The organism is Streptomyces sp. NBC_00299 (assembly GCF_036173045.1).
Classification (GTDB): Bacteria; Actinomycetota; Actinomycetes; order Streptomycetales; family Streptomycetaceae; genus Streptomyces; species Streptomyces machairae.
In genome coordinates, this window is the sequence record NZ_CP108039.1 from 9332337 (window position 1) to 9352880 (window position 20544).

Annotated in this window: 20 protein-coding genes and 2 pseudogenes; 9 read left to right on the forward strand and 13 right to left on the reverse strand. The window is 68.3% G+C overall.

The window, feature by feature from the left end:
- Window positions 1–215 precede the first annotated feature (215 nt).
- A pseudogene (locus tag OHT51_RS41410) lies at window positions 216–380 on the forward strand (AbfB domain-containing protein); the annotation flags it as partial.
- A gap of 69 nt (window positions 381–449) precedes the next feature.
- Here OHT51_RS41410 and OHT51_RS41415 read toward each other — a convergent pair.
- Window positions 450–965 carry a hypothetical protein gene (locus tag OHT51_RS41415; protein ID WP_328884057.1) on the reverse strand — a complete coding sequence of 172 codons (516 nt, stop codon included), beginning with the start codon at window positions 963–965 and terminating at the stop codon, window positions 450–452.
- 118 nt (window positions 966–1083) lie between these two features.
- Window positions 1084–4359, reverse strand: a complete 3276-nt coding sequence (locus OHT51_RS41420) for a LamG-like jellyroll fold domain-containing protein (RefSeq protein ID WP_328884058.1) — start codon at window positions 4357–4359, stop codon at window positions 1084–1086.
- Window positions 4360–4787: 428 nt separating this feature from the next.
- On the opposite strand from OHT51_RS41420, the gene OHT51_RS41425 reads away from it, so the two are divergent.
- The 3 genes from OHT51_RS41425 (at window position 4788) to OHT51_RS41435 (ending at window position 7413) form a co-directional block, all read left to right on the forward strand.
- Window positions 4788–5570 (forward strand): calcium-binding protein, encoded by a 783-nt coding sequence (locus OHT51_RS41425; protein ID WP_328884059.1) that lies wholly within the window; start codon window positions 4788–4790, stop codon window positions 5568–5570.
- Between the two features lie 77 nt (window positions 5571–5647).
- The gene (locus OHT51_RS41430) at window positions 5648–6784 is read left to right on the forward strand and encodes a hypothetical protein (RefSeq protein ID WP_328884060.1); all 1137 of its coding nucleotides are present in this window, start codon (window positions 5648–5650) and stop codon (window positions 6782–6784) included.
- A 113-nt stretch (window positions 6785–6897) separates the two neighbouring features.
- A complete protein-coding gene (locus tag OHT51_RS41435; protein ID WP_328884061.1) occupies window positions 6898–7413 on the forward strand; it encodes a hypothetical protein in 516 nt (171 codons plus the stop codon).
- Here the strand turns inward: OHT51_RS41435 and OHT51_RS41440 are convergent.
- The 5 genes and pseudogenes from OHT51_RS41440 to OHT51_RS41460 form a co-directional block, all read right to left on the reverse strand.
- The gene (locus tag OHT51_RS41440; protein WP_328884062.1) at window positions 7392–8894 is read right to left on the reverse strand and encodes a SpoIIE family protein phosphatase; all 1503 of its coding nucleotides are present in this window, start codon (window positions 8892–8894) and stop codon (window positions 7392–7394) included. The genes OHT51_RS41435 and OHT51_RS41440 overlap by 22 nt on opposite strands.
- A 303-nt stretch (window positions 8895–9197) precedes the next feature.
- The gene (locus OHT51_RS41445) at window positions 9198–10013 is read right to left on the reverse strand and encodes an SAM-dependent methyltransferase (protein ID WP_328884063.1); all 816 of its coding nucleotides are present in this window, start codon (window positions 10011–10013) and stop codon (window positions 9198–9200) included.
- Window positions 10014–10094: 81 nt separating this feature from the next.
- Complete coding sequence (locus tag OHT51_RS41450) at window positions 10095–10955, reverse strand: helix-turn-helix transcriptional regulator (protein WP_328884064.1); 861 nt, start codon at window positions 10953–10955, stop codon at window positions 10095–10097.
- Window positions 10956–11039: 84 nt separating this feature from the next.
- Window positions 11040–12435, reverse strand: a pseudogene (locus OHT51_RS41455) (amidohydrolase family protein).
- A 76-nt stretch (window positions 12436–12511) separates the two neighbouring features.
- Window positions 12512–13267 carry an Atu4866 domain-containing protein gene (locus OHT51_RS41460; protein WP_328884065.1) on the reverse strand — a complete coding sequence of 252 codons (756 nt, stop codon included), beginning with the start codon at window positions 13265–13267 and terminating at the stop codon, window positions 12512–12514.
- Window positions 13268–13572: 305 nt separating this feature from the next.
- Between OHT51_RS41460 and OHT51_RS41465 the strand changes: the two genes are divergently transcribed.
- The 3 genes from OHT51_RS41465 to OHT51_RS41475 all read left to right on the forward strand — a co-directional run bounded on the left by OHT51_RS41465 (window position 13573) and on the right by OHT51_RS41475 (window position 14530).
- Window positions 13573–13863, forward strand: coding sequence for an Atu4866 domain-containing protein (locus OHT51_RS41465; protein WP_328884066.1), 291 nt, complete (start codon window positions 13573–13575; stop codon window positions 13861–13863).
- A 169-nt stretch (window positions 13864–14032) separates the two neighbouring features.
- On the forward strand, window positions 14033–14272 hold the full coding sequence (locus tag OHT51_RS41470) for a PAS domain-containing protein (RefSeq protein ID WP_328884067.1): 240 nt from the start codon (window positions 14033–14035) through the stop codon (window positions 14270–14272).
- A 12-nt stretch (window positions 14273–14284) separates the two neighbouring features.
- Entirely contained in the window at window positions 14285–14530 is a 246-nt protein-coding gene (locus OHT51_RS41475) for a hypothetical protein (RefSeq protein ID WP_328884068.1), read from the forward strand.
- 178 nt (window positions 14531–14708) lie between these two features.
- On the opposite strand, the gene OHT51_RS41480 is transcribed toward OHT51_RS41475, so the two are convergent.
- The 6 genes from OHT51_RS41480 to OHT51_RS41505 form a co-directional block, all read right to left on the reverse strand.
- Window positions 14709–15326 (reverse strand): VOC family protein, encoded by a 618-nt coding sequence (locus OHT51_RS41480; protein ID WP_328884069.1) that lies wholly within the window; start codon window positions 15324–15326, stop codon window positions 14709–14711.
- Window positions 15327–15506: 180 nt separating this feature from the next.
- Window positions 15507–16058 carry a hypothetical protein gene (locus tag OHT51_RS41485; protein ID WP_328884070.1) on the reverse strand — a complete coding sequence of 184 codons (552 nt, stop codon included), beginning with the start codon at window positions 16056–16058 and terminating at the stop codon, window positions 15507–15509.
- Window positions 16059–16072: 14 nt separating this feature from the next.
- Complete coding sequence (locus tag OHT51_RS41490) at window positions 16073–16450, reverse strand: PadR family transcriptional regulator (protein ID WP_328884071.1); 378 nt, start codon at window positions 16448–16450, stop codon at window positions 16073–16075.
- A 299-nt stretch (window positions 16451–16749) separates the two neighbouring features.
- Complete coding sequence (locus OHT51_RS41495; RefSeq protein ID WP_328884072.1) at window positions 16750–17574, reverse strand: hypothetical protein; 825 nt, start codon at window positions 17572–17574, stop codon at window positions 16750–16752.
- Complete coding sequence (locus OHT51_RS41500) at window positions 17571–17945, reverse strand: TraR/DksA family transcriptional regulator (protein WP_328884073.1); 375 nt, start codon at window positions 17943–17945, stop codon at window positions 17571–17573. The genes OHT51_RS41495 and OHT51_RS41500 overlap by 4 nt, the downstream gene beginning before the upstream one ends.
- Window positions 17946–17992: 47 nt before the next feature.
- Entirely contained in the window at window positions 17993–18319 is a 327-nt protein-coding gene (locus tag OHT51_RS41505) for a TraR/DksA C4-type zinc finger protein (protein ID WP_328884074.1), read from the reverse strand.
- Window positions 18320–18675: 356 nt separating this feature from the next.
- Between OHT51_RS41505 and OHT51_RS41510 the strand changes: the two genes are divergently transcribed.
- Together OHT51_RS41510 and OHT51_RS41515 are read left to right on the forward strand one after the other, a co-directional pair.
- Window positions 18676–19629, forward strand: coding sequence for a HAMP domain-containing sensor histidine kinase (locus OHT51_RS41510; protein WP_328884075.1), 954 nt, complete (start codon window positions 18676–18678; stop codon window positions 19627–19629).
- A complete protein-coding gene (locus OHT51_RS41515; protein WP_328884076.1) occupies window positions 19626–20291 on the forward strand; it encodes a response regulator transcription factor in 666 nt (221 codons plus the stop codon). Before OHT51_RS41510 ends, OHT51_RS41515 begins: the two co-directional genes overlap by 4 nt.
- Window positions 20292–20544: the final 253 nt, after the last annotated feature.

The following is a 20544-nucleotide window of genomic DNA, read 5'->3' on the forward strand; positions in this document are numbered from 1 at the left end:
CCCACGGCCCGGCCGCCGAGTCCGGTTCCAGGCGGCCGGTTCCCCTCCGGCCGTCGCCTGCACGCGCACGTCTCCACCCCACGACTCAAGGAGGCACGATGCGTCGAGTACTCGCAGGCCGAAGGCCGTTCGCCTGGCTGAGACGACGAGCGCGGTGGGCGACCGCCGCGCTCACCCTGGTCGGCGGCACGGCACTGACAGCCACCGGTTCCACGAACGGGGGAGTGCGGCTGTCCGCGTACAACTTCCCGGAGCAGTACCTGCGCCACTACAACGCCGAGTTGTGGCTCGCCACCCCGGGCGGCACTCACACCTGGGACAACCCCGCCCTGTTCACGGAGGACACCACGTGGGCCGTGGAGGGCCCTTGGGCGCCGTGAACGGGGAGTAGCAGGCCAGATCGGGCGGCGCTGTCCCTTGACGCCGCCCGATTCTCGGTGCGGGTGTGCCTAAGTCTCTTCCAATGCTGCGGCGGCAGCGTCAACGAAGGGCCCGATCAGGCGAATGTAGGCACGCAACGTCTCTTGGAACTCACGACGGTTGTCCCGGCCGGCGCTCTCGGTGGTGGCCGCCAGAGCGGTGGAGAGTGTGCCCGACATGATCAACAGGTTCGATGCGGCAACTTTGACCGTGGAGGGGCCCTCCAGATCGATCAGTGTCACCGCCCGACGTAACTGCTGGTGCCGATCGCGGTGAGCGGTCAAGGCCGCCTTGGTTCTGGGAGCCGAAAGGCCATCGACTCCCCGGAGCCCGTCAGCAACGACCTGGGCCTGCTCGATGAGGCCCAGATAGGCGGCCCGCCGAGTCTGGCGGGTACTTTCGCGGCGCTGCGCCGCAGTGGCGGCATCGACCTGGATCCGAGCAGCGTGGGCGTTGCCCCGGCTGGTCAGCCAACTCGCCAGCGAGCTGGCCGCGATCGCCGTGACACCAGTGAGGGCGGCGACGAACAGCGAGTTGTCAGGCATGCCCAGGAGTCTCTCCAAGAACATCTCAGGGCTGCCACCATTTCCGTGTCATAGGCCGGGATGTGAGCGGCCCCGGCGGGGGATCATCCCGCCGGGGGCCCTTTGGTCGCCGTTGCCGCTACGGCTTCTCGCCCGTGTAGAGCGCGCTCACCTCCTCGGCGGTGAGGGCCTTGTCGTAGGCGTGGACCTCGTCGACCGCGCCGTTCCAGAAGTCGGTGTCGTTGCCACCCCACTGGGCGCGGCCGACGGCCAGGGCGCCGGTGCTGGGGTAGGCCGCACCGCCGGTGGCGCTCGCCGCCGGCTTCCCGTCGACGTACAGCTTGATCGTGTTGTCGGCGCTGTCGCGGACGCCGACTAGGTGGTACCAGCGGCCCTTCTCCGGGGTGGTGACCAGGCGGGCACGGCTCTCGCCCGGTGTGCTGAAGGCGAACGCGCCCTGTCCGTACTGGAGGTAGAACGGGCTGGCCTGGCGCCGGGTGTCCTGGCTGACCGCGGTGGCGTAGTTGCCGGGGAGTTCGTCCAGCCGGACCCAGGCGGACACCGAGTAGCTTCCGGTGGTGTCGAGCACCGGTCCATCGGTCTCGGCGTACTGGCCGTTGCCGTCGAACTTCAGCGCGCTGCCGCTGACTCCGGGCGTCCAAGTGGTGCCCGTGGCGAGCGTCAAGGGCTTGGTGTTCGGGCCGTGGTCGTTCGCCGTGGTCCCGGTGCCCTCGTCGAGGGTCCAGTGCCCGCCGCCCTCGAGCGGCTGCCGTTCGCCCGCGGCGGCACCGGCGGCGATGACCTTGCGGTTGACCTCACGGACCCGGACCGGGTCGACCTTGATCTCCCGACGGTCGTACGTGTACAAGCCGTTGAGCTCGTTCTCCAGGTCGGAAATCTGCGTGTAGACCGAACCGGACAGCTCTGCTCCGGCCTGGTCGAGATAGAACTTCTCGGTGTTCTCGACGTACTTGCGGGTCAATGCCTCCTTGTCGTTGACACCGCTGTAGATCACAGTCGGGGCGCCCGGCCACATGTGCCCGGGGGTGCGCAGCGTGAAGCCGCCGTGCTCACCGTCCATCGCCGCCCGCTTGTCGTCGGGGAACGGCGGGTCCTCGTTGTTGTAGTCGTGGTGGTCGATGATGTCGCCCTTGCCCGAATCACCCTTGGAGTTGCAGCAGTTGACACCGCTGTGGGCGTTGACGACACGGGACGGGTCGGCCTCCTTCACGGACTCGGCGATCTTGCCGGTCTCGGTGCGGTCCCACTCGCCCCAGCCCTCGTTGAAGACGATCCAGCCGATCACGGAAGGCGCGTTGTGGTGCTCGCGCATCATCTCCCGGCCCTGGTCGACGAAGGCACGCTGCCCGGTCTCGTTCGTGATGTTGCCGGAGACGAAGTCCTGCCAGACCAGCAGTCCGAGCCGGTCCGCGTGGTAGAACCAGCGCGCGGGCTCCACCTTGATGTGCTTGCGCACGGCGTTGAAGCCGAGCTCCTTGTGCGCCTTCAGGTCGAACGCGAGGGCCTCGTCGCTTGGCGCGGTGTACAGGCCGTCGGGCCAGAAGCCCTGGTCGAGGGTGGCCAGGGAGAAGACCGGTTTCCCGTTGAGCACGAGCTTCTGGAAACCGCCTACCTTCGCGACGCCTATTTCGCGCATGCCGAAGTAGCTGCCGACCTTGTCGGTCGACCTGCCGTCGGTGAGCTTGACGTCGAGGTCGTAGAGGTAGGGGTCGTCCGGGCTCCACAGGTGCTGGTTCGTCACCGGCAGCCGCAGTTGCTTGTTGGCCGGTCCGCTGACCTTGCCGACGACTTTGCCGCGCTTGTCGCGGGCGACCGCCTCGACCCGGGCCCCGGCGGACGCCTTGCCGGATTCCACCGTCACTGCGAGGCTGCTCGTGTCGATGTCAGGGGTGGAGACAACGTTATCGATCGCTGCGACGGCGACCGGCTCCATCCAGACCGTCTGCCAGATGCCCGACGACTGGGTGTAGAAGATGCCGCCCGGATTGGTGGACTGCTTGCCCATCGGCTGGTCGGCGCCCCCGGTGTCGGTGACCGCGACCACGACCTCCTGCGGCCCTGTGCCCTTCAGCGCGTCGGTGATGTCGGCGCTGAAGGCGTCGTAGCCACCGGTGTGTTCGGCGACCTTCGTGCCGTTGACGAAGACGCGGGCCTGGTAGTCCACGGCGCCGAAGTTCAGCTTCAGCCGGTTGCCCTTGCCGTCCTTGCCGACCTTCCAGTCCTTGGGGACGTTCACCAGCCTGCGGTAGAACATGTGGTCCTCGTGCCGCTCCAGGCCGGAGAGCTGCGACTCCAACGGGTACGGCACGACGATCTTCTCGTCGAGGTTCTTGCCGAACACCGGCTGCTCGCCCGCCTCGGCACCGCTGAACTGCCAAGGGCCGTTGAGGTTCTTCCACTTGGAGCGCACCTGCTGCGGACGCGGGTACTCCGGCAGCGGGTTCTTCGTGTCGACCTTGTCGCCCCACTTGGTCGTCAGCCGGTGGGTGGAGGCGTTGTCGGCATAGCGGATGACCTTCGGTACGGTTTCGCCGCCCGATGTCAGGCCGCCCTCGCCGTCGTAGGTGACCCGCACCTGCTGGTTCTTCTGTATGGGTTCGGCGAGCGTGACGAGGAGCGAGTTGCGGTCGCCGGGAGCGACGGTGACCGACTTCAGTGGCATGGCCGTGGTGTCGGCCTCGACCTTGAGGTGGTCCTTGACCGCCTGGAGGTCGCCGACCCTGCCCTCGAACCGGGCCCGCAGCCGGCGTCCGTCCGCGGCCACGGACATCTCCACCGGGTAGACCTCGAAGCCCTCGGGCGGAGTGAATGCCGACATCGGCACGAGCTGCTTGGACAGGCCCGGACCGGCCCAGCGCAGGAACATGTTGGAGCCGCCGAAGTCCTGGAACATCTCCAGGCGGAAGTCGTGCTTCTCGCCGCCGGTGAGCCGGATCGCGGCGCTGGTCTGCTCCTTGTCCCAGTCCGGCTCCCAGTGGTCGATGACGGGCTTTCCGTCGATGTGGAGCCGGAAGCCGTTGTCGCCGATGGCGTAGAAGGTGTAGTCGCCGGAGGCCGGTGCCTCGATCTGGCCCGTCCAACGGGCGGTCGTGTGCTCCGACTTGCCGGTCAGCTCTTGGAAGGTGCTGGTGAGGCCCGAGAAGTTGATCTGCGGATCGAGCAGCGTGCCACCGAGTTCGGCGAAGTCCCGTGCGCCCGGGGCCGACATGCTGAAGTACTCGCCCTTCAGACCGTGGACCTCGACGTCTGCTGCTTCGGTGGAAAGCACTGCGGCGCTGCCGGTCGGCTCAACTGCCGCCGCGGTGGCGGCCAGACCGCTCGGGGGCACAACGAGAGCGGCCGCAGCCAGCAGCGCCCACAGTCTGGCCCGTGGGCTGATGTGTTGTCTTGTCATCGAACCTTCCTCGCACGGAGGCCGCAGACCGGGACCGGCCATCTGGGCCCTTTCAACGTTGGAAATTCTTGTGACAGCCGAAATGACAGCACGGCCCTCGATTGCTGTCCAGACTTCGCGCGCCACTGTGTTACTCACCTTCACCAGGCTTCTACGGCAGGCAACTTGTGGCATTCGCCGCTCGTTGGCACTGACCGGCGACCGGATTGGAGTCCACCCGGCTGGAGCTCACGTCCTCGAGTGGGGGAAGGTGGCCGCCGGATGACCGTTCCGTCCCGCGAGGTCGCACAAGGTGCCCTCACCGCCGGGGCAACGATCGGGCCGTCTCGGCAGTCGTAGGGAGTGACGGACTTCCCGTCTCCCGGGCCCCCTGCCAACTACCGTTCCCCGTCCGGTGGATGGCAGGGCCTGTCACCCCTGGAGGGTTCATGAGCCGCTACGCCGCACCGTTTGGCGACAGACCGAGCCGCCTAGTCGTGCTGGGGGCCGCCGTCGTTCTGCTGGCCGGTGTCGGCGCCCCGGCCCATGCCGCGGCCGGCGAGCCGGTGATCAGCGGTGCCACCGTCAACTCAGGACGGGACGTCGTCGTGGGTATCACGCACGACGTGGTCTTCCCGGTCACGGTCAGCGGATCGGACGACTCCGGCCTGTCCTTCGTAGACGTGGATCTGAAAGGACCGCACGGCGGCTTCTACACCACCGACGCGTTCTGCGAGAGCGCGACGACCTGCACGACGGCGTTCACCGTCAACGCCCACCCTGCTCCAGGCAGCGACGATCCGGTGGACCTGACCAACGCCAACGCGGGCACGTGGTCTGTCGACGCCTTGGCCGACGCCAACGACGGCGCATCCGTCTTCGCCCCGCGCGCGGGGTCGTTCAGCCTCAAGCGTGCCGCGCAGCTCAACGTCAACGCGTCCCCGGAGCCGGTGACCAAGGGTGCGCGTATCACCGTCAACGGCAAGCTCGTGCGGGCCAACTGGGACACCTATCGGTATGCGGGATACGCGGGTCAGACCGTGCACCTGCAATTCCGCCCGAAGGACAGCAGTACCTACGCCACGGTGGTCGCCGTGAAGAGCAGCAGCACCGGCACACTGCGCGCCACGGTCAAGGCGGTCAAGGACGGCTACTGGCGTTGGAACTTCACCGGCACGACCACCACCGGACCGGCCAAGGCCACCGGTGACTACGTCGATGTACGCCCCTGATCCACGTACGCCGTCACACCTCGCCGCGCCGAACGGCTTTCGCTGAGGCCACTGCTGCGGCATGTGAGGATGTGCAAATGTCGTCGCTGAGGAAATCCGGGAGGCGGGCGGTCGGGCTCGTGGCCGCGGCCAGTGCGGTGCTAGCGCTGACCGCCTGCGGACCGGGCGGACTCGATGACGAGTCCTCGGGGGACCGTGAGGCGAAGTACAAGCGCGTCATCGAGGATCCTCGCCCGCAGCCGGCCGACGTCATCGAGATGGCCGGCGCGCCCACCGCAGTGGTCCGCGCGGGCGAGGGCTCGCTGCTTCTGACGTACGACGCCGGCAATGTCGAGGACGACGAAGGGCCGGCTGCGTCCGCGTGGCGCATCATCGACCCGGACGGCGCTACGGTCGCCCAGCACGCGGAACACACCGACGCGGAGGCGACACAGGCCGCGTTCAGGGGAGTGACCGGCGGCTTCGTGCGGGTGCCGCCGGGTGAAGGAGCCGACGGAGCCTACGCCCTCGACGTACGCGGCAAGCGGCAGAAGGTCGTCATCACCGGGACCCCGTTGCGCAGCCGACCCGGCGACGTCCTGCTCGCCGAACTGGAGCCGACCCTCATCTACCGCCCCGCCACACGCACCGTGGCGCCACCGGCCGGCGTGCCGCAAGACGCCGTCCGTCTCGCCGTCGACGAGCGGGGCACGATCTGGAGCCTGGAGCAGTCACTGACCGAGGACCCCCACCGCGTCCTGTGGCAGCGCGACGGCCGCACCCTGGGCTCCACGGCGGTCCCGAAGCCGTACGCGGGTGGCGTCCTCGTCGCGCGCGGTGGCACCGCGGCGCTGTCCCTCATCCGGGGCGAGAGCGTGGCCGGGCTGCTGGTGACGACGGACAGCGGTAAGCACTGGCGGACGGTACTCGGCGGCGGCGTTGCCTGGAGGGACCTGAAGCGTGGCCCGGAGTCAATGGCCCTTGATCTCCTCGACGACGGGCGACTCCTCCTCGGCGAGGAAGGCGGCCGCTACTGGCTCGCCGACAACCACGCCAACAGCGCCTTCCACCAACTGAGGACGCCGACTGCATTCACGTCGCTCACCGTCCACGGCGAGACGCTCCACGGCATCGCGGACGCGACGACAGCGACGTACAGCCTGGTGAAGGGCGAAGGGCTGTGGATCTCTCGTGACGGCGGCCGTGCTTGGCGGCGCCACGAACAGCGCGGATGACGACGTCCGCTTTGTCCTCTGGCCAACGCGCGTAGACCGCGGGCACCATTCTTCCAGCACCACCTGCACAGCCGCCCCACAGGAACCGTGGCCCACCGCAGGAAGGTCCCCCTATGAAGGTCACCCAGGCCTTGAGGCTCCGCTCGGTCCTGACCGCTTTCGCCCTCGTCATCGCCCCCAGCGCCGTCGTCATCGGCACCGCCGGCGAAGCGTTCGCCGTCACCAAGATCAGTCACGCCACCGCGACCTCCATGTTCCAGCAGGTCGGCATCACTTGGTCGTCGTCCGGGAACTGCTCCAACCGCAACAACCCCACCTGCACATCCTTCGAGCAGCTCAACCTCGCCACCGCCCAAGGCGCACAGACGCTCAAGCGTGCCAGCGGCTGTGCCCTGAACATCACGGGCGGTACGGAAACGGGGCACGCCTCCGGCACGTACTCGCACTGGAACGGCTACAAGCTCGACTTCGGCAAGTACGCCTGTCTCGGGAACTACATCAAGAACACCTTCACCTACATCGGCCCGCGTGGCGACGGGGCTCTCCAGTGGCGTTCCGGCTCGGGCAACATCTACGCCGACGAGGGCAACCACTGGGACGTCCTCTACTACAACTGCGGCGGCTGCTGACCTGCCCGAGCGATCAGCAGGGCTACGTCGTCGTGGTCGTCATCGTGACGCAGGGTGTGCAGGAGAACGTCACAGGTGGCGTCGATGGAGCGGTTGGGGTCGTCCAGGACGTCGAGGAGGGCGTCCAGGCGTGCGTCGATCGGCTGGTCACGGGTCTCGATGAGGCCGTCGGTGTACAGGACAAGTTGGTTGCCGGGCCCGAAGTTGATCGAGGTGGAGTCGAAGGAGATACCGCAGCCGCCCAAGGGTGCGCCGGTGGGCAGGTCGAGCAGCTCACGTGTGCCGTCCGGGCGGAGGAGCACGGGTGGCAGGTGTCCGGCGAGGGAGACGCGGCACTGCGTGGTGTGGGGGTCGAAGACGGCGTAGACGCAGGTCGCGATGGTGTCGAGGTCGTCCGTGATGTGGTCGAGGTGGTGGAGGACCTGGTCGGGGGGCAGATCGAGGTCGGCCAGTGTCCTGGTGGCGGTGCGCAGCTGTCCCATGCTGGCGGCGGCTGTGACGCCGCTGCCCATGACGTCGCCGACGACGAGGGCGGTCTTGTCGCCGTTCAGAGGGATGACGTCGAACCAGTCGCCGCCGATTTCGATGGTGGCCTGGGCGGGGCGGTAGCGGAAGGCGACATCGAGACCAGGCCGTTGTGGAGGCGGGTGGGGCAGCAGGCTGCGTTGGAGGGTGAGGGCGGTCCGCCGCTGTTCTTCCACGGCGTGGTGCCGGTCGGTGACATCGACGCTGGAGGTGGCCACGCCGAGCACTTTTCCGTTGGGGGATTCGAGCCGGTAGAACGAGATCGACCAGGCGTGATCGTTGTCCGGGTCGGCCGCCGTGCGGCCGACGATGTACTGGTCGACAATCGGTGTCCCGGAGGCGAGAACTTCACGCATGGCGCCTTCGAAGGACTTGTCCAGATAGGGCACCACCTCGTGGACGTGGCGGCCGATGTGATCGGTGGCCGGCACGCCGTTCATCCGTTCCTCCGCGGGATTGACGGAGATGTACCGGAGATCGGTGTCCAGCATGCCCAGCCCGATCGGTGACTGGGACACCAGTTGGGCGGACAGGGCCAGGTTCCGCTCCACCTGCCGTAGCGTCGCCTGGTCCGTTGCCAGCCCCAGAGCCCAGTACTCACGGTGGTCGTCCTGCAACCGCATGTTGCGGAATTCCACCAAGCGCCTGCTGCCGTCCTTGTGCCGAACGGGAAAGACCCCGGCCCAGCTCTCGCCGTCCTCCATGACCTGCGTGAACAGTGCCAGCACCGTGTCGAGGTGCTCTCTGTCGATCAACAGCTGTCCCGCGTACTGGCCCAGTGCCTCGTCGGCGGTGTAGCCGAAGAGGGTCTCGGCCTGTGGGCTCCAGAGATCGATCCTGCCCTCGGCGTTGAGGAGGACCGCGGCCACATTCAGCACATCCATCAGGCCGCCCGGCCGGGACGCAATCACACCCGACGTGCCGGGATCACCCCGGAAGGGTTCGGTCGGCCCCATGCCCGACCTCCTTCCCTGCCGCAGATCGGGCTGCCGTGCTGCTGGTCGGAAGTGTTCCGGCGCAAGTGTCCGCCCTCCCATCGTCCTCCACTGCGGCCGACGCATGCACGCCAGCGTCGGCAGCGGAGCAGGAGCCTGCCGGACGTCATCCCGCCGGGTTCGTCGGCGGCGCTGGCTGCGGCGGCGGGCCCGCAGTTCGCCGGGGTGCAGGCCGGGCGGGCGGATCGACGGACGACCGGTCTGCGTGGGCAGCGGCATGCCAGCGCAGACGACCTTCTCGGAGCTGCAGGCAGACGCCGAGTCCTACGCCTTCCGGGCAAGACCGCCGTGCTCGGCGACGACCTCCCCGGTGGGCGAGCCCGGCTCGGGTCGCCACTGCGTCACCGAGACGACGCCAGGTGCGATGAGGTCCAGACCGTCGAAGAACGTGGTGATCTCATCGACCGTGCGCAGGTTGTAAGGGACGGCGCCACTGGTGTTGTAGGCGTCCTGGGCCTGCTCGAAGACCGGGTCGATGCCGCGCGATCCGTCGTTGATGGAGAGGTAGCTGCCCGACGGCAGGGCGCTCATCAGTCGGGTGACGATGGAGCGGGCCTGATCGTAGTCGGGGACGTGGCCCAGGATGTTGCTGAGGATGAGCGCGGTGGGGCGGCCGAAGTCCAGTGTCTTCGCGGCGGCTGCCAGGATGCGGTCCGGGTCCGTCACGTTGGCATCGATGTAGGCGGTCGCGCCCTCGTCGGTGGAGTAGAGCAGGGCGCGAGCGTGTGCGAGCACCATCGGATCATTGTCGACGTAAACGATCCGTGTCTCGGGGGCCAGTTGCTGGGCGACCTCATGGGTGTTCTGGGCGGTTGGAAGACCGGTGCCTATGTCCAGGAATTGCCGGATGCCCGCCTCGGAGACGAGATACGTGATGTTGCGGCGCAGGAAGGCGCGGCTGGAGCGGGCGATGGTGACGATGCCGGGGAAGACCGCGGTGTACGCGTCGCCTGCTTCCTCGTCGACGGGGTAGTTGTCCTTGCCGCCGAGCCAGTAGTTCCAGATGCGGGCGGAGTGCGGAACCGAAGTGTCGATCTTCTGATGGTCCGCCGGTTCCGGCGTCGTCACGGGGTCGGTCATGAGTCGTGTCCGTTCTTGAACCGCAGTATGGATGCTTCACGGCATAACCTACGTCCGAACGCCCTGTGTATCTGCGGCAGTTCAGACTTGGCCGGCCGCGGGCACCTCTGCCTGGGCCTGCTCCGGCTGTGTGGCCATGGCCCTCAGCGTCTCGAAGCCGGCCGCTGTCGGGCTGGCCGGTTCAGCCTGATAAACCACCAGTTGCTGGTGCGAGGCCCCATTGACGGTGAAGGCCGCGAACGTGATGTGCAGATCTCCGACCTGAGGGTGTTTGAGATGCTTGCCCTCCTGGGACTTCGCCTTCACGTCGTGCATTCGCCAGATTTCAGCGAACTCCACGCTCTGGTCAGACAGTTCCGCCACGACTTCGGCGATGCGGGCCGATTCGGGGTCGCGTCCGTACGCCGCTCTGATTTCGGCGACGCAGGAGTGCGCGGCTCGCTCCCATTCCTGGTAGAACTCGCGTCCTGCGGGGTCGACGAACATCATGCGGGCGAGGTTGTCGAACTTCTCGAACCCGCTGTGGAGGGCTGTGGCGAGGGAGTTGCCCGCCATGATGTCGAGGGCCGGGCCGACGACGAAGGCCGGAGTGTGCGCCCATCCGTCCATCAGCTGCAACAACTGCCGGCTGACGTCCCTCTCGCCCCATTCGCGTGGGCGCTGCGAGGCGGTGAGGCAGAGGCGGTTGAGATGGTCGGTGGCTTCCACGCCCAATCTCAGGGCCCGTGCCACGGCATCTAGGACCTGCGGGGACGGGCTGTTCTCGCGCCCCTGTTCCAGCCTGATGTAGTAGTCGGCGCTGACCCCGGCGAGGAGCGCGACTTCCTCTCTGCGCAGTCCCGGCACCCGGCGTCGCCCGTGTTCGGGAAGACCGACATCGTGTGGCTTGAGGGCTTCTCGGCGGGCTCTGAGGAAAGCACCCAAAGGTGTCCCACTGCTCATGGGGCAAGACTAGGCGTTTCGCGGCCGAACAGAACAAGCAGCCATAGAGGAACGATGAAGGGAATGCCGGGGCGGCGGGGATGTTCAGGAGGCGGTGGCCGCGGCGTTCAGTACGTATTCGCGAGAGGCCTGCACCTCGCCGCGTAGGGCGTTCAGGTCGACGTCGAGGACGTGTCCGTCCCACTTGCGGGGCTCGCCGTTGATGAGAACGGCGCTGATGTTGCGGGCGTCGGAGCCCAGCACGATCGTGCCGATCGGGTCGTTGAGCGGCATGTTGTTGAGGTCCTCGGCCTGGATGACCAGCAGGTCGGCCTTCTTGCCCGGAGTGAGTGAGCCGGTGACGCCGGCCAGGCCGTTGGTGTGGGCGCCCTGGAGGGTGGCGAAGTCCAGGACGTCGTGAGTGGTGATGCGCGAGGGCTGATCGTCGGTGCCGTAGGCGGCGTGGACCGCGCGCATCCGCTGGATGGCGTGCAGGGCCCGCATCTGCGTGAACATGTCGCCGGCCAGGGCGACTTCGACGTCGATGCTCAGTCCGGGGCGGATGCCGACGGCGAGGGTCGCGTCGACGGCAGGTATCGCGGTCTCCAGTCCGATCTGGGCGTCGGAGGTGGGGGCGAGGGCGACCGTGGTACCGCTCCCTCCCATGGCCTTCCATGCCTCGGAGGTCAGTCCGGTGGAGTGGATGAGGGTGACGTCGGGGCTGAGGATGCCGTCCTCGGCCCAGCGCAGGACCGCGTCGGAGGAGGGCGTGCCGAAGACGGCGTCCACGCTCACGCCGATTCCCAACTCCGCTGCGACGCGCGAGTTCGGGGCCGTAGGCGAGTACCGGGCCGGCGATCTCGTCGGTGGCCAGCGTCGCCAGGCGCAGCGTGAGCAACTGGTCGCTGCTGCTGAAGTACTGGTCCTTGAGGCGGCTCAGGTCGCCGGGCCACTGCCGGTCCCACTCGCCGAAGTGCGGTCCCATGGAGGCGTGTACGCCGCGGATGCCGGTGTCGACGAGGGCTTCGATGGCGGCGTCGGAGTGCTCGCGGGTGCGGAAGTTGTGGGAGAAGTCGAGCATCGTGGTGATGCCGCTGTCGATCGCGGTCAGGGCGGCCAGCCGGGTCCCGATGTACATGTCCTGGGGCCGGTAGACGGTGGCGTATCCGGCCAGGGTGGACATGACGTAGCCGCCGAGGTCGTCGACGTCCGGCATGATCCGGCGCAGCTGGGCCTGCCAGGCGTGCCGGTGGGTGTCGACGAATCCGGGGGTGACGATCGTGCCGGTGGCGTCGACGACCACGGCACCGCCCGCGTCGAGGTGACGGCCGACGGCGGCGATCGTGTCGCCCTCGACGACAAGGTCGCCGCCGTTGATGACGCCGAGGTCAGGGTCCATGGTGACGAGGGTCGCGCCGGTGAACAGGATGCGCCGCCGGTCGGCAGGCCGACGCCGCAGCTCTTCGAGGACGGCGGCGACGGTGGTGTCGTTGACGTTCATGAGAGGTCTTCCTCTTTGTACGGCGGACAGGGGTCGTGAGGGTGGCCGTGGGCTGGAGGGGAGGGGAGGGGGAAAGTCAGCCGAGCTTCATGACATAGCCCGCGTGATGCAGCTCGTCGTCCCGGAACTCGCCGTAGGCCCAGAAGCCGAGGTCGTCCAGGTAGTCGATGCGGTCGCCGTCGATCCAGTAACGGCCTTGGTACGCGTGCGGGCGCTCGCCCCGGGTCTCGTCGTAGCGGCCGTCGGCGGTGAGCTCCTGGTGCAGGAAGTCGTTCCTGTCGATCCAGACGCCTACGCGAGGGCTGCCGGTCAGGTCCGCGGCGGCCGGGATACCCGCCTCGGGGGCGGTGGCCCGACCCGAAACGTCGGTGCCGGCCCACAGGACCGGGCGGCCGGCTGCGACGAGTGCGTGGACGTGTCCGGGCCGGGTCATGAGGGTGGCCACCGCGCTCGGCACGTCCGCGGCGAGTTCGTCAGGCAGGACCAGAAAGTCGGGGGCGTTGCCCGGGGTCAGCGTTGCGACGTACTCGGAGCGGTGGCCGCGGCCGCCGGCCAGTGCGACGGTGTCCACGACGGCGGGGGCGATGGTCAGGCCGGTGCAGTCGACGACGATGGCGTTGTCGTCCCCCGCCGCCGTGATGATGCCCGGGCCGACCCCCAGGAGCAGGGAGCCGACGAACAGGAGGTCGGCGCCGCTCATGGTGCCGATCAGCGGGTCCATCGTCAGGATGCGGGCGTTGGCGAAGAGGACGGGACGCCCGTTGTCATTCGAAAGGATCTCCTCGAGGGCCTCGGGGTTCCAGCTCATGGTGCCGGTGTCGGTGGTGCTCATTGCCTGCTCCTCAGTGGGGTCGCCGCGTCGGTTTCCCCCGCTGTGCGAGATGAGCGCCGGCACAGGTCCGAGGCGAGAGTTCGGCAGCTGCGGTGGCCGCCCGACCACCAGGTTCGGCGAGCGGTGGATCCGGAACCAGGGCGCGCTGTACCTAGGTGTCGGACACCCACGATCCGTCCCCCGCCTGCGGAAATGGGGCATGGGGCGTGGCCCGCGGTCCGTCCTGGGTGCGCGACACCCAGGAAGCTCTCACCTGGGGAGACTGCGGCCTGGCTGCCGCCGGCCGCCCCGGCGACCGTAGAGCCATGACGAGCACCGACACACCCCGCGACCCTCACCCCTACGTCGGAATGTGGGTGACAGCGAACGGCTTCATCCGCCAGGAACTCCTGCCCGACGGCCGCTACGACGAAGCCCGCGGCAACCGCCTCAGCGCCTACACCGGTAGCTATGCGGTCACCGGCAACCACATGGACTACGTCGACGCCACCGGCTTCACCGCCACCGGCGACGTCCGCGACGGCGTTCTCTTCCATGAGCACCTGGTGCTCTACCGCGAGGGCGACGAGCAGACCAGGCGGGCATCTCGACCGTAGCCAAGATCCACACGCAGGAAGCCGTACTGGCCTCGATTTCGTGGCGCGTCCCGCCCGGACAGCTCGGTGGGACGTCTTGAGCCAAGTGAGGCGGGTTGAGCCCGGCTGCCGATTCGCTCGTAGATTGGAGGTACAGGCGGTCGCACTCGCAACTCTGGGAGAGCGCCCGATGACAGCGGAGATTGAATTCACGGCGTTCTTCGACGCCACACCGAGCCCGTCCCTGGTGATGGGTACGGACCTCGTGATCCGCTACGTCAATCATGCATACCTGCAGGCCACCGGGCGGTCCCGGAGCGAGCTGGTCGGAAAGTACTTCTTCGACGTCCTCCCGGAAAACCCCCATGCCCCCGTCGAGGGGCAGCGGAATCTGAAGGCCTCACTGCTCCGGGTCCTGGAGACCGGGTAACCGGAGGCCCTGGTGCTTCAGCGGTACGACATCCCCGCCCTCCAGCATCCCGGCGAGTTCGAAGAGCGCTGGTGGTCGGAGATTCACACACCTATTTCCGGGCCTGACGGCAGCGTGAAGTGGATCGTTCAACGGGCCGAAGACGTGACCGTCTTCATCCGGTCACGCCGGGCACGCGCGCTCACCGCGGGCTTCACCGAACGCGAGAAAGGCATGGCGGCCGAGCTGTTCGCGCGGCCCGCGAGTTGCACCACCTGAATGAGGAGCTGCGCCAGGGAAAGGAGCAGCGGGCGCCGTGGTCCGCCAACGGGTTTCGCGGAGCATCCGTGCCGGATGCAGCAAAACGCTCGCTTGCCATTGGGTGGGAGCGCGAAGAGACCAGGCCCCGCCGCATCCGTCCAGACGGCCGCGCCGAGGTCTGAGGCGGTCGATGCGCTTACGACGGCAGTTCGGTTCCTGCCTGCTCGCGCACCATGTACTGGGCGTACCAGTCCGGCCAGTTCGGGTCCTCCGCACCGATGCGCGCCTCGTGCTCACCGTGCGCGGCCGCGGCGCGGCGCAGCGCGTTTGCCAGGTCCTCGGCCGAGGCGAACGTCGTGGTCGCGGGATCGAGGCGCCCGGGGAGGCGGGCCGTGATCTCCTGCAGGAGCCAGCCGTTGCCGTCCGGGTCACTGAAGGAAAGAAACGAGCCGTAGCTGGTGCGCTGGGGGTCGGGACCTGGCACTCGGGCGTCGGTCCCGCCGTGGTGGAAGACGCCGCCGGCGTCGTGGAACACCTCGCTCGGGTCGGCGCCGAGCCGCTTCAGCTGATCGTGTGCGGCGTTGATGTCGTCCACGATCAGGTGCAGCCCCTGAGCCGAGCCCGGCGTCTGCGACGTGACCGAGGTGCCGAAGATGACCGACGCCGGCGAGCCCGGCGGCGTCACCTGCACCACCCGGAAGTTCTCGTCCGCGGCGACGTCCGCGTCCAGCCTCCAGCCCAATCGAGTGTAGAAGCCCTTGGCCCGGTCGACGTCGGACACAGGCACCACGACGACTTCGAGTTTCATGTCCATGACTGGCACCTCCTGCGTTCGTACAAGGAGCCGAGGCGAAGAGACCCGCACGGCCTCGCCGAGCGAGTAAACGCCGTCGCCATTAAAAGGGTGGTTCGTGAGTTGACTGTCGGCAACGCGGGGATCGGGCAACTACACCGAGGCCGCATTGCCGGCCGGCCCGCGATGTCCCAGTCGATCTCACCTGCTCTTCCTGCCCCGCGCATCGGCGATGGCATACGGCAGTCCGGGAAGGAGCAGCGCCGGGGCCACCCATAGCGGCAATGTGAACAGCGCCCCGTCGCCGACCAGCCACTCGGAGAGCAGCACTGCGCCCAAGCCGGCGACAAGGGCGACCGCCAGGCTCCTGCCCAGCCCCAGGCTGCCGCGCCGCAGCTCCCAGGTGACCGTGACCGCTGCGATGGCGGCCCAGAAGACGATGTCGCCCACGCTCACGACTCGTTCGGTGGTCCACCGGACCAGACACGTGGCCAGCAGCAGCGAGCCGATAACGAAACAGACCATCGCCGCCGTGCGCAGCAGCCGGCGGGGGAAAGAGGTTCGGGCCCGCGCCCAGGACGCGGCGAACCGCTTGATGTCGTCGCCCACGACGTCCTGGGGCGTGCGGCCTGCGGCCACCGCGTCCTCCAGGTGAGCGGAGAGCTCGTCGAGCATCTCCCGGACGGATCCGTCGTCGATGCCCCGGTACTCCCAGTTGCTGCGGCAGACCGCGAGTACCTGTTGGTTCGTCATGGTTCGCTGGTCCGTCATGGTGCGCTTCCCCCCGTGGGTTCGGTGTCGGTCAGGATTCGCCCCACACGCCCGCTGAAGGCGTGCCACTCGGCCCGACCGCTGGTCAGTTCGGTACGTCCCGCTTCGGTCAGGCGGTAGTACTTGCGGGGGGCGCCACCGCTGGCCGACGGGGCGCTGTACGAGGAGATGAGCCCCTCACGCTCCATCCGGGCGAGCAACGGATAGATGCTGCCCTCGCTCACGAGATCGAGCCCGCTGTCGGTGAGTGCCGTCACGAACTCAAAGCCGTAGCGCGGCCGTTCGGCGATCAGCGACAGCAGGCACAGATCGAGCACTCCTCGCAGCATCTGACTACGACGCTGGTCACCGCTGGCGGGCCGCCCCTTTGTCATGCAGTACAAGATAGTCATCCATTGCCATGCACTGCAAGATACTTGCAGTGCATGGCAATGAGCTCGGACGGTACGCCGTGTCGGATTACCTCCGGGCCAGCGTGCGAGTGAGTCCGGCTGCGACGGTCGTGGCGAGCATCCAGCCGGCGGCAATGAGCCTGCGGCCGGCCACTGCTGCCAGCCCTGCGGGTTGAAGGCCTGCTGCTGGCCGAAGCCCACGACGGGCCACAGCAGGTCAAGTGTGTACAAGACCGGAAACCAGCGAGGACCCCAATGAGGGTGACAGTCGTAGGCCGAACTCAGTGCGAGTGCTCGGGGAGTTCGGCGGTTCGGGTCGTCGAAGGGTGGGTGTGCGCCGCTTGGAGGAGTCTTGCTGCGCCGCGGACGGCGGCGGTGTGCGGGGCAGCAACGGGCTTGATGGGGGCGTACAGCCGGGCGGTGAGGGGGTAGGTGATGTCGGGGCGCAGCGCGCCTCCGCCGGCCAGGAGTACCCCCCGTTGCAGGGCGTCGAGTGTCTGCGTGGTGTGGTCTTCCTCCAGCATCGTGGTCACCATTGCGGTGACCGCGTCGGTGATCTGCGTGGGCGGGGTGAGACGGTCCAGGTCGCTGGTGCCCAGGACGGCGTGGCGGGCATCGGTCACGGTGCCGTCGGCGAGCAGGACGACCTCGGTGATGTCGGCGCCGATGTCCACCACGAGCAGCGGCCGGGTCAGATCGGCACCGGCCGCCGTGGCCACGGCTCGTGCGGAGTGGACGGTCAGCACGGTGTGCGGCCGCAGGGGCTCCAGTGCGGTGCGGGCCTCCTTCCGGAAGGTGACTCCACCCAGGACGGGCGTGGTCAGGACGATCAGGCGACTGCCGAAGCGGGGCAGGAGGTGGCCGAGCAGGCGGTCGAGCATCCGGGCGGTGGCGGGGGTGTCGACGATGGTGCCGCGCAGGATGGGGTGGATCGTGCCGTCGCCGGGCAAGGTCACCGTGGGCACGTCGAGGATCGTTCGGCGTGCGGACACCCAGGCGCGGGTTCGGGCGCTGCCGAGGTCGAGGGCGATGCCGGAACACTGGCGGTACAAGGGCCAGGTACGGTTCGGGGCGGTCGCGGTCCGGGGGCGGGCTTGTGTCGTCATCGTCCGGCCTCTCTGACCTGCTGGCAGCGGGCGCAGTAGCGGGCCTGCGGCACGATCATCAAACGATCGCGGGCAATGGGCCTGCGGCACAGGTGGCAGGTGCCGTAGCGGCCCTGATCCATGCGCGTCAGGGCCGCTTCCACGTCGGCGAGCACCATGCGGGCGGAGGCGGCGAGTTTGACGTGCACTTCGAGCTGAGAAGCGGCCCGCCGGTCGAGCAGCGCCTCCGTGCGGCTCGTGGCGGGGACGGTGAGCTGCTGGAGCTGTTCCTGGCGGAACAGACGCTGCTCGTGCAGGTTTTCGCGCAGCGCGGCAAGGTCCTCGATCGACAGGGTCGAGTCGCGGCCACTGATGATCTGCTGGTTCACCACTTCACCCCTCGGGCAGGGCAGGAGACGGAGACTGGGTGGCGGTTGTGTCAGGCGGCATTGCGCTGGCAGGAGACGCAGAACCGTGTGTAGGGCAGGATCTCCAGGCGCTCGACCGGGACGGTCGTGGAGCAGCCCTGGCAGATTCCGTAGCTGCCGTCGTCGACACGGGCAAAGGCAGCCTCGATCTCCTTGAGGACCCGTTCGATCGTGTCCTTCTGTACCGACATCAGCTGTTCCGCCGCGTCAGGCCCGGCCTCGTCCATGGCCTGCAGCTGCGTCAGCCGGGAGCCGCGTTCGTGCTCCAGGCGCTGGCGGGCCTCGTGCGCAGTCAGACGCACAGGACGGGATTCGGTGCGGGGCGTATCGAGCGACATGGTCGGTCCTTACCTACGAAAGACGGATGGCGCAGAGGGCGCGGGGATGGCGTACGGAAGCGGGGCTGGGAGCCGAGGCGTCGGGGGGATCACGGTTGGTGGTCATGCCCCACCGTGGCCGATACGCCGCGTGAAACCCATCGGGCGTGATACCCATCTGCGGCCGTTAGCGGGGCCCACCGCGCCGTAGGCACGCCGAGGTGCGGAAATGGGCATTGGAGCCCATCGACGGATCCAGCCGGGCGGGGCAGGCTGGCACCAGGCCGGTCAGAGCAGTGGCCGCGGCTCATGCTCGGGGAACGCGTTGACCGACAAGACGGACAGAGCCGTGTCACGAAAAGGAAGGCGTCATCCCGGTGTCCCTGTTCTGGCGGATTTTCGTTCTCAACGCCGTGGTGCTGGGAGGCGCGACCGCGCTGCTGCTGTGGGCTCCGGTGACCGTTTCCGTACCGGTCCTGCTGACCGAGGCGATCATCCTCGTGGCCGGCCTGGCAGTCATGCTGATCGCCAACGCCGCCCTGCTGCGCATCGGGCTCGCCCCCCTGGACCGGCTCACCCGGTTGATGACCACCGTCGACCTTCTGCGCCCCGGGCAGCGGCTGCCGGAGCAGGGCCGCGGTGAGACCGCCGAGCTGATCCGCACCTTCAACGCCATGCTGGACAGGCTTGAGCATGAGCGGGCCGCGAGCAGCGCCCGCGCACTGCTCGCGCAGGAGGCCGAGCGGCGCCGCATCGCCCAGGAACTCCACGACGAGGTCGGCCAGAGCATGACCGCGGTCCTGCTGACGCTGAAACGGGCGGCGGACGACGCCGATGAGCCCTTGCGCGGTGATCTCCAGCAGGCACAGGAGATCACCCGGGGGAGCCTGGACGAGGTCCGCCGCCTGGTGCGCCGGCTACGGCCGGGCGTACTGGAGGATCTCGGCCTGGTCAGCGCCCTGACCTCGCTGACCACCGAGTTCGCCACCCACACCGGGCTGCGCGTGGTGCGCCACTTCGAGGTCGGCCTGCCCGAACTCGACCAGGAAACCGAACTGGTGCTGTACCGCGTCGCTCAGGAGGCTCTGACGAACGTGGCCCGCCACGCCGAGGCCGACCGGGCGGAGGTGCGCCTGAGCCACACGGACGACACGGTGGTGCTGGCCGTAGCGGACGACGGCAGAGGGACGGGAGTCGCGCAGGAAGGCGCCGGGCTCCGCGGGATGCGCGAGCGGGCCCTGCTCATCGGGGCCACGCTGGATGTCACCTCCCAACCGCAGGCCGGCACACAGGTCCGGCTGACCGTGCCCGTTCCCAGGAAGCAGTCATGACCACAAGCGACACGCCCGTGATCCGGATCCTCCTCGCCGACGACCACGCGCTGGTGCGGCGCGGCGTGCGGCTCATCCTGGACCAGGAGCCGGACCTTCAGGTCGTCGCCGAGGCCGGCGATGGCGCCGAGGCGATCGCATCGGCTCGCACCCACGAGGTCGACCTGGCCGTGCTGGACATCGCCATGCCCCGGATGACCGGCCTGCAGGCCGCCCGCGAACTGATCGCGCTGAGGCCGGACGTGCGCGTGCTGATGCTGACCATGCACGACAACGAGCAGTACTTCTTCCAGGCGCTCAAGGCCGGCGCCAGCGGGTACGTGCTGAAGTCCGTGGCCGACCGCGACCTGGTCGCCGCCTGCCGGGCGGCCATGCGTGACGAGCCCTTCCTCTACCCGGGTGCGGTCACCGCCCTCATCCGCAACTACCTCGACCGCGTCCGCCAGGGCGAGGAACCTCCCGACCAGGTGCTGACGCCCCGGGAAGAGGAGGTGCTCAAGCTCGTTGCCGAGGGCCACTCCTCGAAGGAGATCGCCGAGATGCTCTTCATCAGCATCAAGACCGTCCACCGGCACCGGGCGAACCTGCTGCACAAACTCGGCCTGCGAGACCGCCTGGAACTCACCCGCTACGCCATCCGCGCCGGCCTCATCGAACCCTGACCCGGTTCGCCCTTCTGAACTGCCTCAAGGTTCCGGCTGCCACTCCCCAGCCGGGACCTTGAGGTCCCTGACAGCCCGGCTTTCACTGAGCCACCGCCAGACCAAGAAGGGGACGGCGCATGGCACGCTCCTTGCAAACCGCCCCCCGCGCGGGCGGCCTCGGCCCAGCCGCAGTGATCGCTGTCCTGCTGGCCATCCTCGCTGCTGTGGTCAGCCCGTCGGCGCAGGGCAACCCTGACTTCACCGACAGCGC

Excerpts from the sequence above, each read along its gene's own strand:
- OHT51_RS41415 (WP_328884057.1), bottom strand. The coding sequence starts at position 965 with ATGCCTGACAACTCGCTGTTCGTCGCCGCCCTCACTGGTGTCACGGCG.
- OHT51_RS41420 (WP_328884058.1), bottom strand. The coding sequence starts at position 4,359 with ATGACAAGACAACACATCAGCCCACGGGCCAGACTGTGGGCGCTGCTG.
- OHT51_RS41425 (WP_328884059.1), top strand. The coding sequence starts at position 4,788 with ATGAGCCGCTACGCCGCACCGTTTGGCGACAGACCGAGCCGCCTAGTC.
- OHT51_RS41430 (WP_328884060.1), top strand. The coding sequence starts at position 5,648 with ATGTCGTCGCTGAGGAAATCCGGGAGGCGGGCGGTCGGGCTCGTGGCC.
- OHT51_RS41435 (WP_328884061.1), top strand. The coding sequence starts at position 6,898 with ATGAAGGTCACCCAGGCCTTGAGGCTCCGCTCGGTCCTGACCGCTTTC.
- OHT51_RS41440 (WP_328884062.1), bottom strand. The coding sequence starts at position 8,894 with ATGGGGCCGACCGAACCCTTCCGGGGTGATCCCGGCACGTCGGGTGTG.
- OHT51_RS41445 (WP_328884063.1), bottom strand. The coding sequence starts at position 10,013 with ATGACCGACCCCGTGACGACGCCGGAACCGGCGGACCATCAGAAGATC.
- OHT51_RS41450 (WP_328884064.1), bottom strand. The coding sequence starts at position 10,955 with ATGAGCAGTGGGACACCTTTGGGTGCTTTCCTCAGAGCCCGCCGAGAA.
- OHT51_RS41460 (WP_328884065.1), bottom strand. The coding sequence starts at position 13,267 with ATGAGCACCACCGACACCGGCACCATGAGCTGGAACCCCGAGGCCCTC.
- OHT51_RS41465 (WP_328884066.1), top strand. The coding sequence starts at position 13,573 with ATGACGAGCACCGACACACCCCGCGACCCTCACCCCTACGTCGGAATG.
- OHT51_RS41470 (WP_328884067.1), top strand. The coding sequence starts at position 14,033 with ATGACAGCGGAGATTGAATTCACGGCGTTCTTCGACGCCACACCGAGC.
- OHT51_RS41480 (WP_328884069.1), bottom strand. The coding sequence starts at position 15,326 with ATGGACATGAAACTCGAAGTCGTCGTGGTGCCTGTGTCCGACGTCGAC.
- OHT51_RS41485 (WP_328884070.1), bottom strand. The coding sequence starts at position 16,058 with ATGACGAACCAACAGGTACTCGCGGTCTGCCGCAGCAACTGGGAGTAC.
- OHT51_RS41490 (WP_328884071.1), bottom strand. The coding sequence starts at position 16,450 with ATGACAAAGGGGCGGCCCGCCAGCGGTGACCAGCGTCGTAGTCAGATG.
- OHT51_RS41495 (WP_328884072.1), bottom strand. The coding sequence starts at position 17,574 with ATGACGACACAAGCCCGCCCCCGGACCGCGACCGCCCCGAACCGTACC.
- OHT51_RS41505 (WP_328884074.1), bottom strand. The coding sequence starts at position 18,319 with ATGTCGCTCGATACGCCCCGCACCGAATCCCGTCCTGTGCGTCTGACT.
- OHT51_RS41515 (WP_328884076.1), top strand. The coding sequence starts at position 19,626 with ATGACCACAAGCGACACGCCCGTGATCCGGATCCTCCTCGCCGACGAC.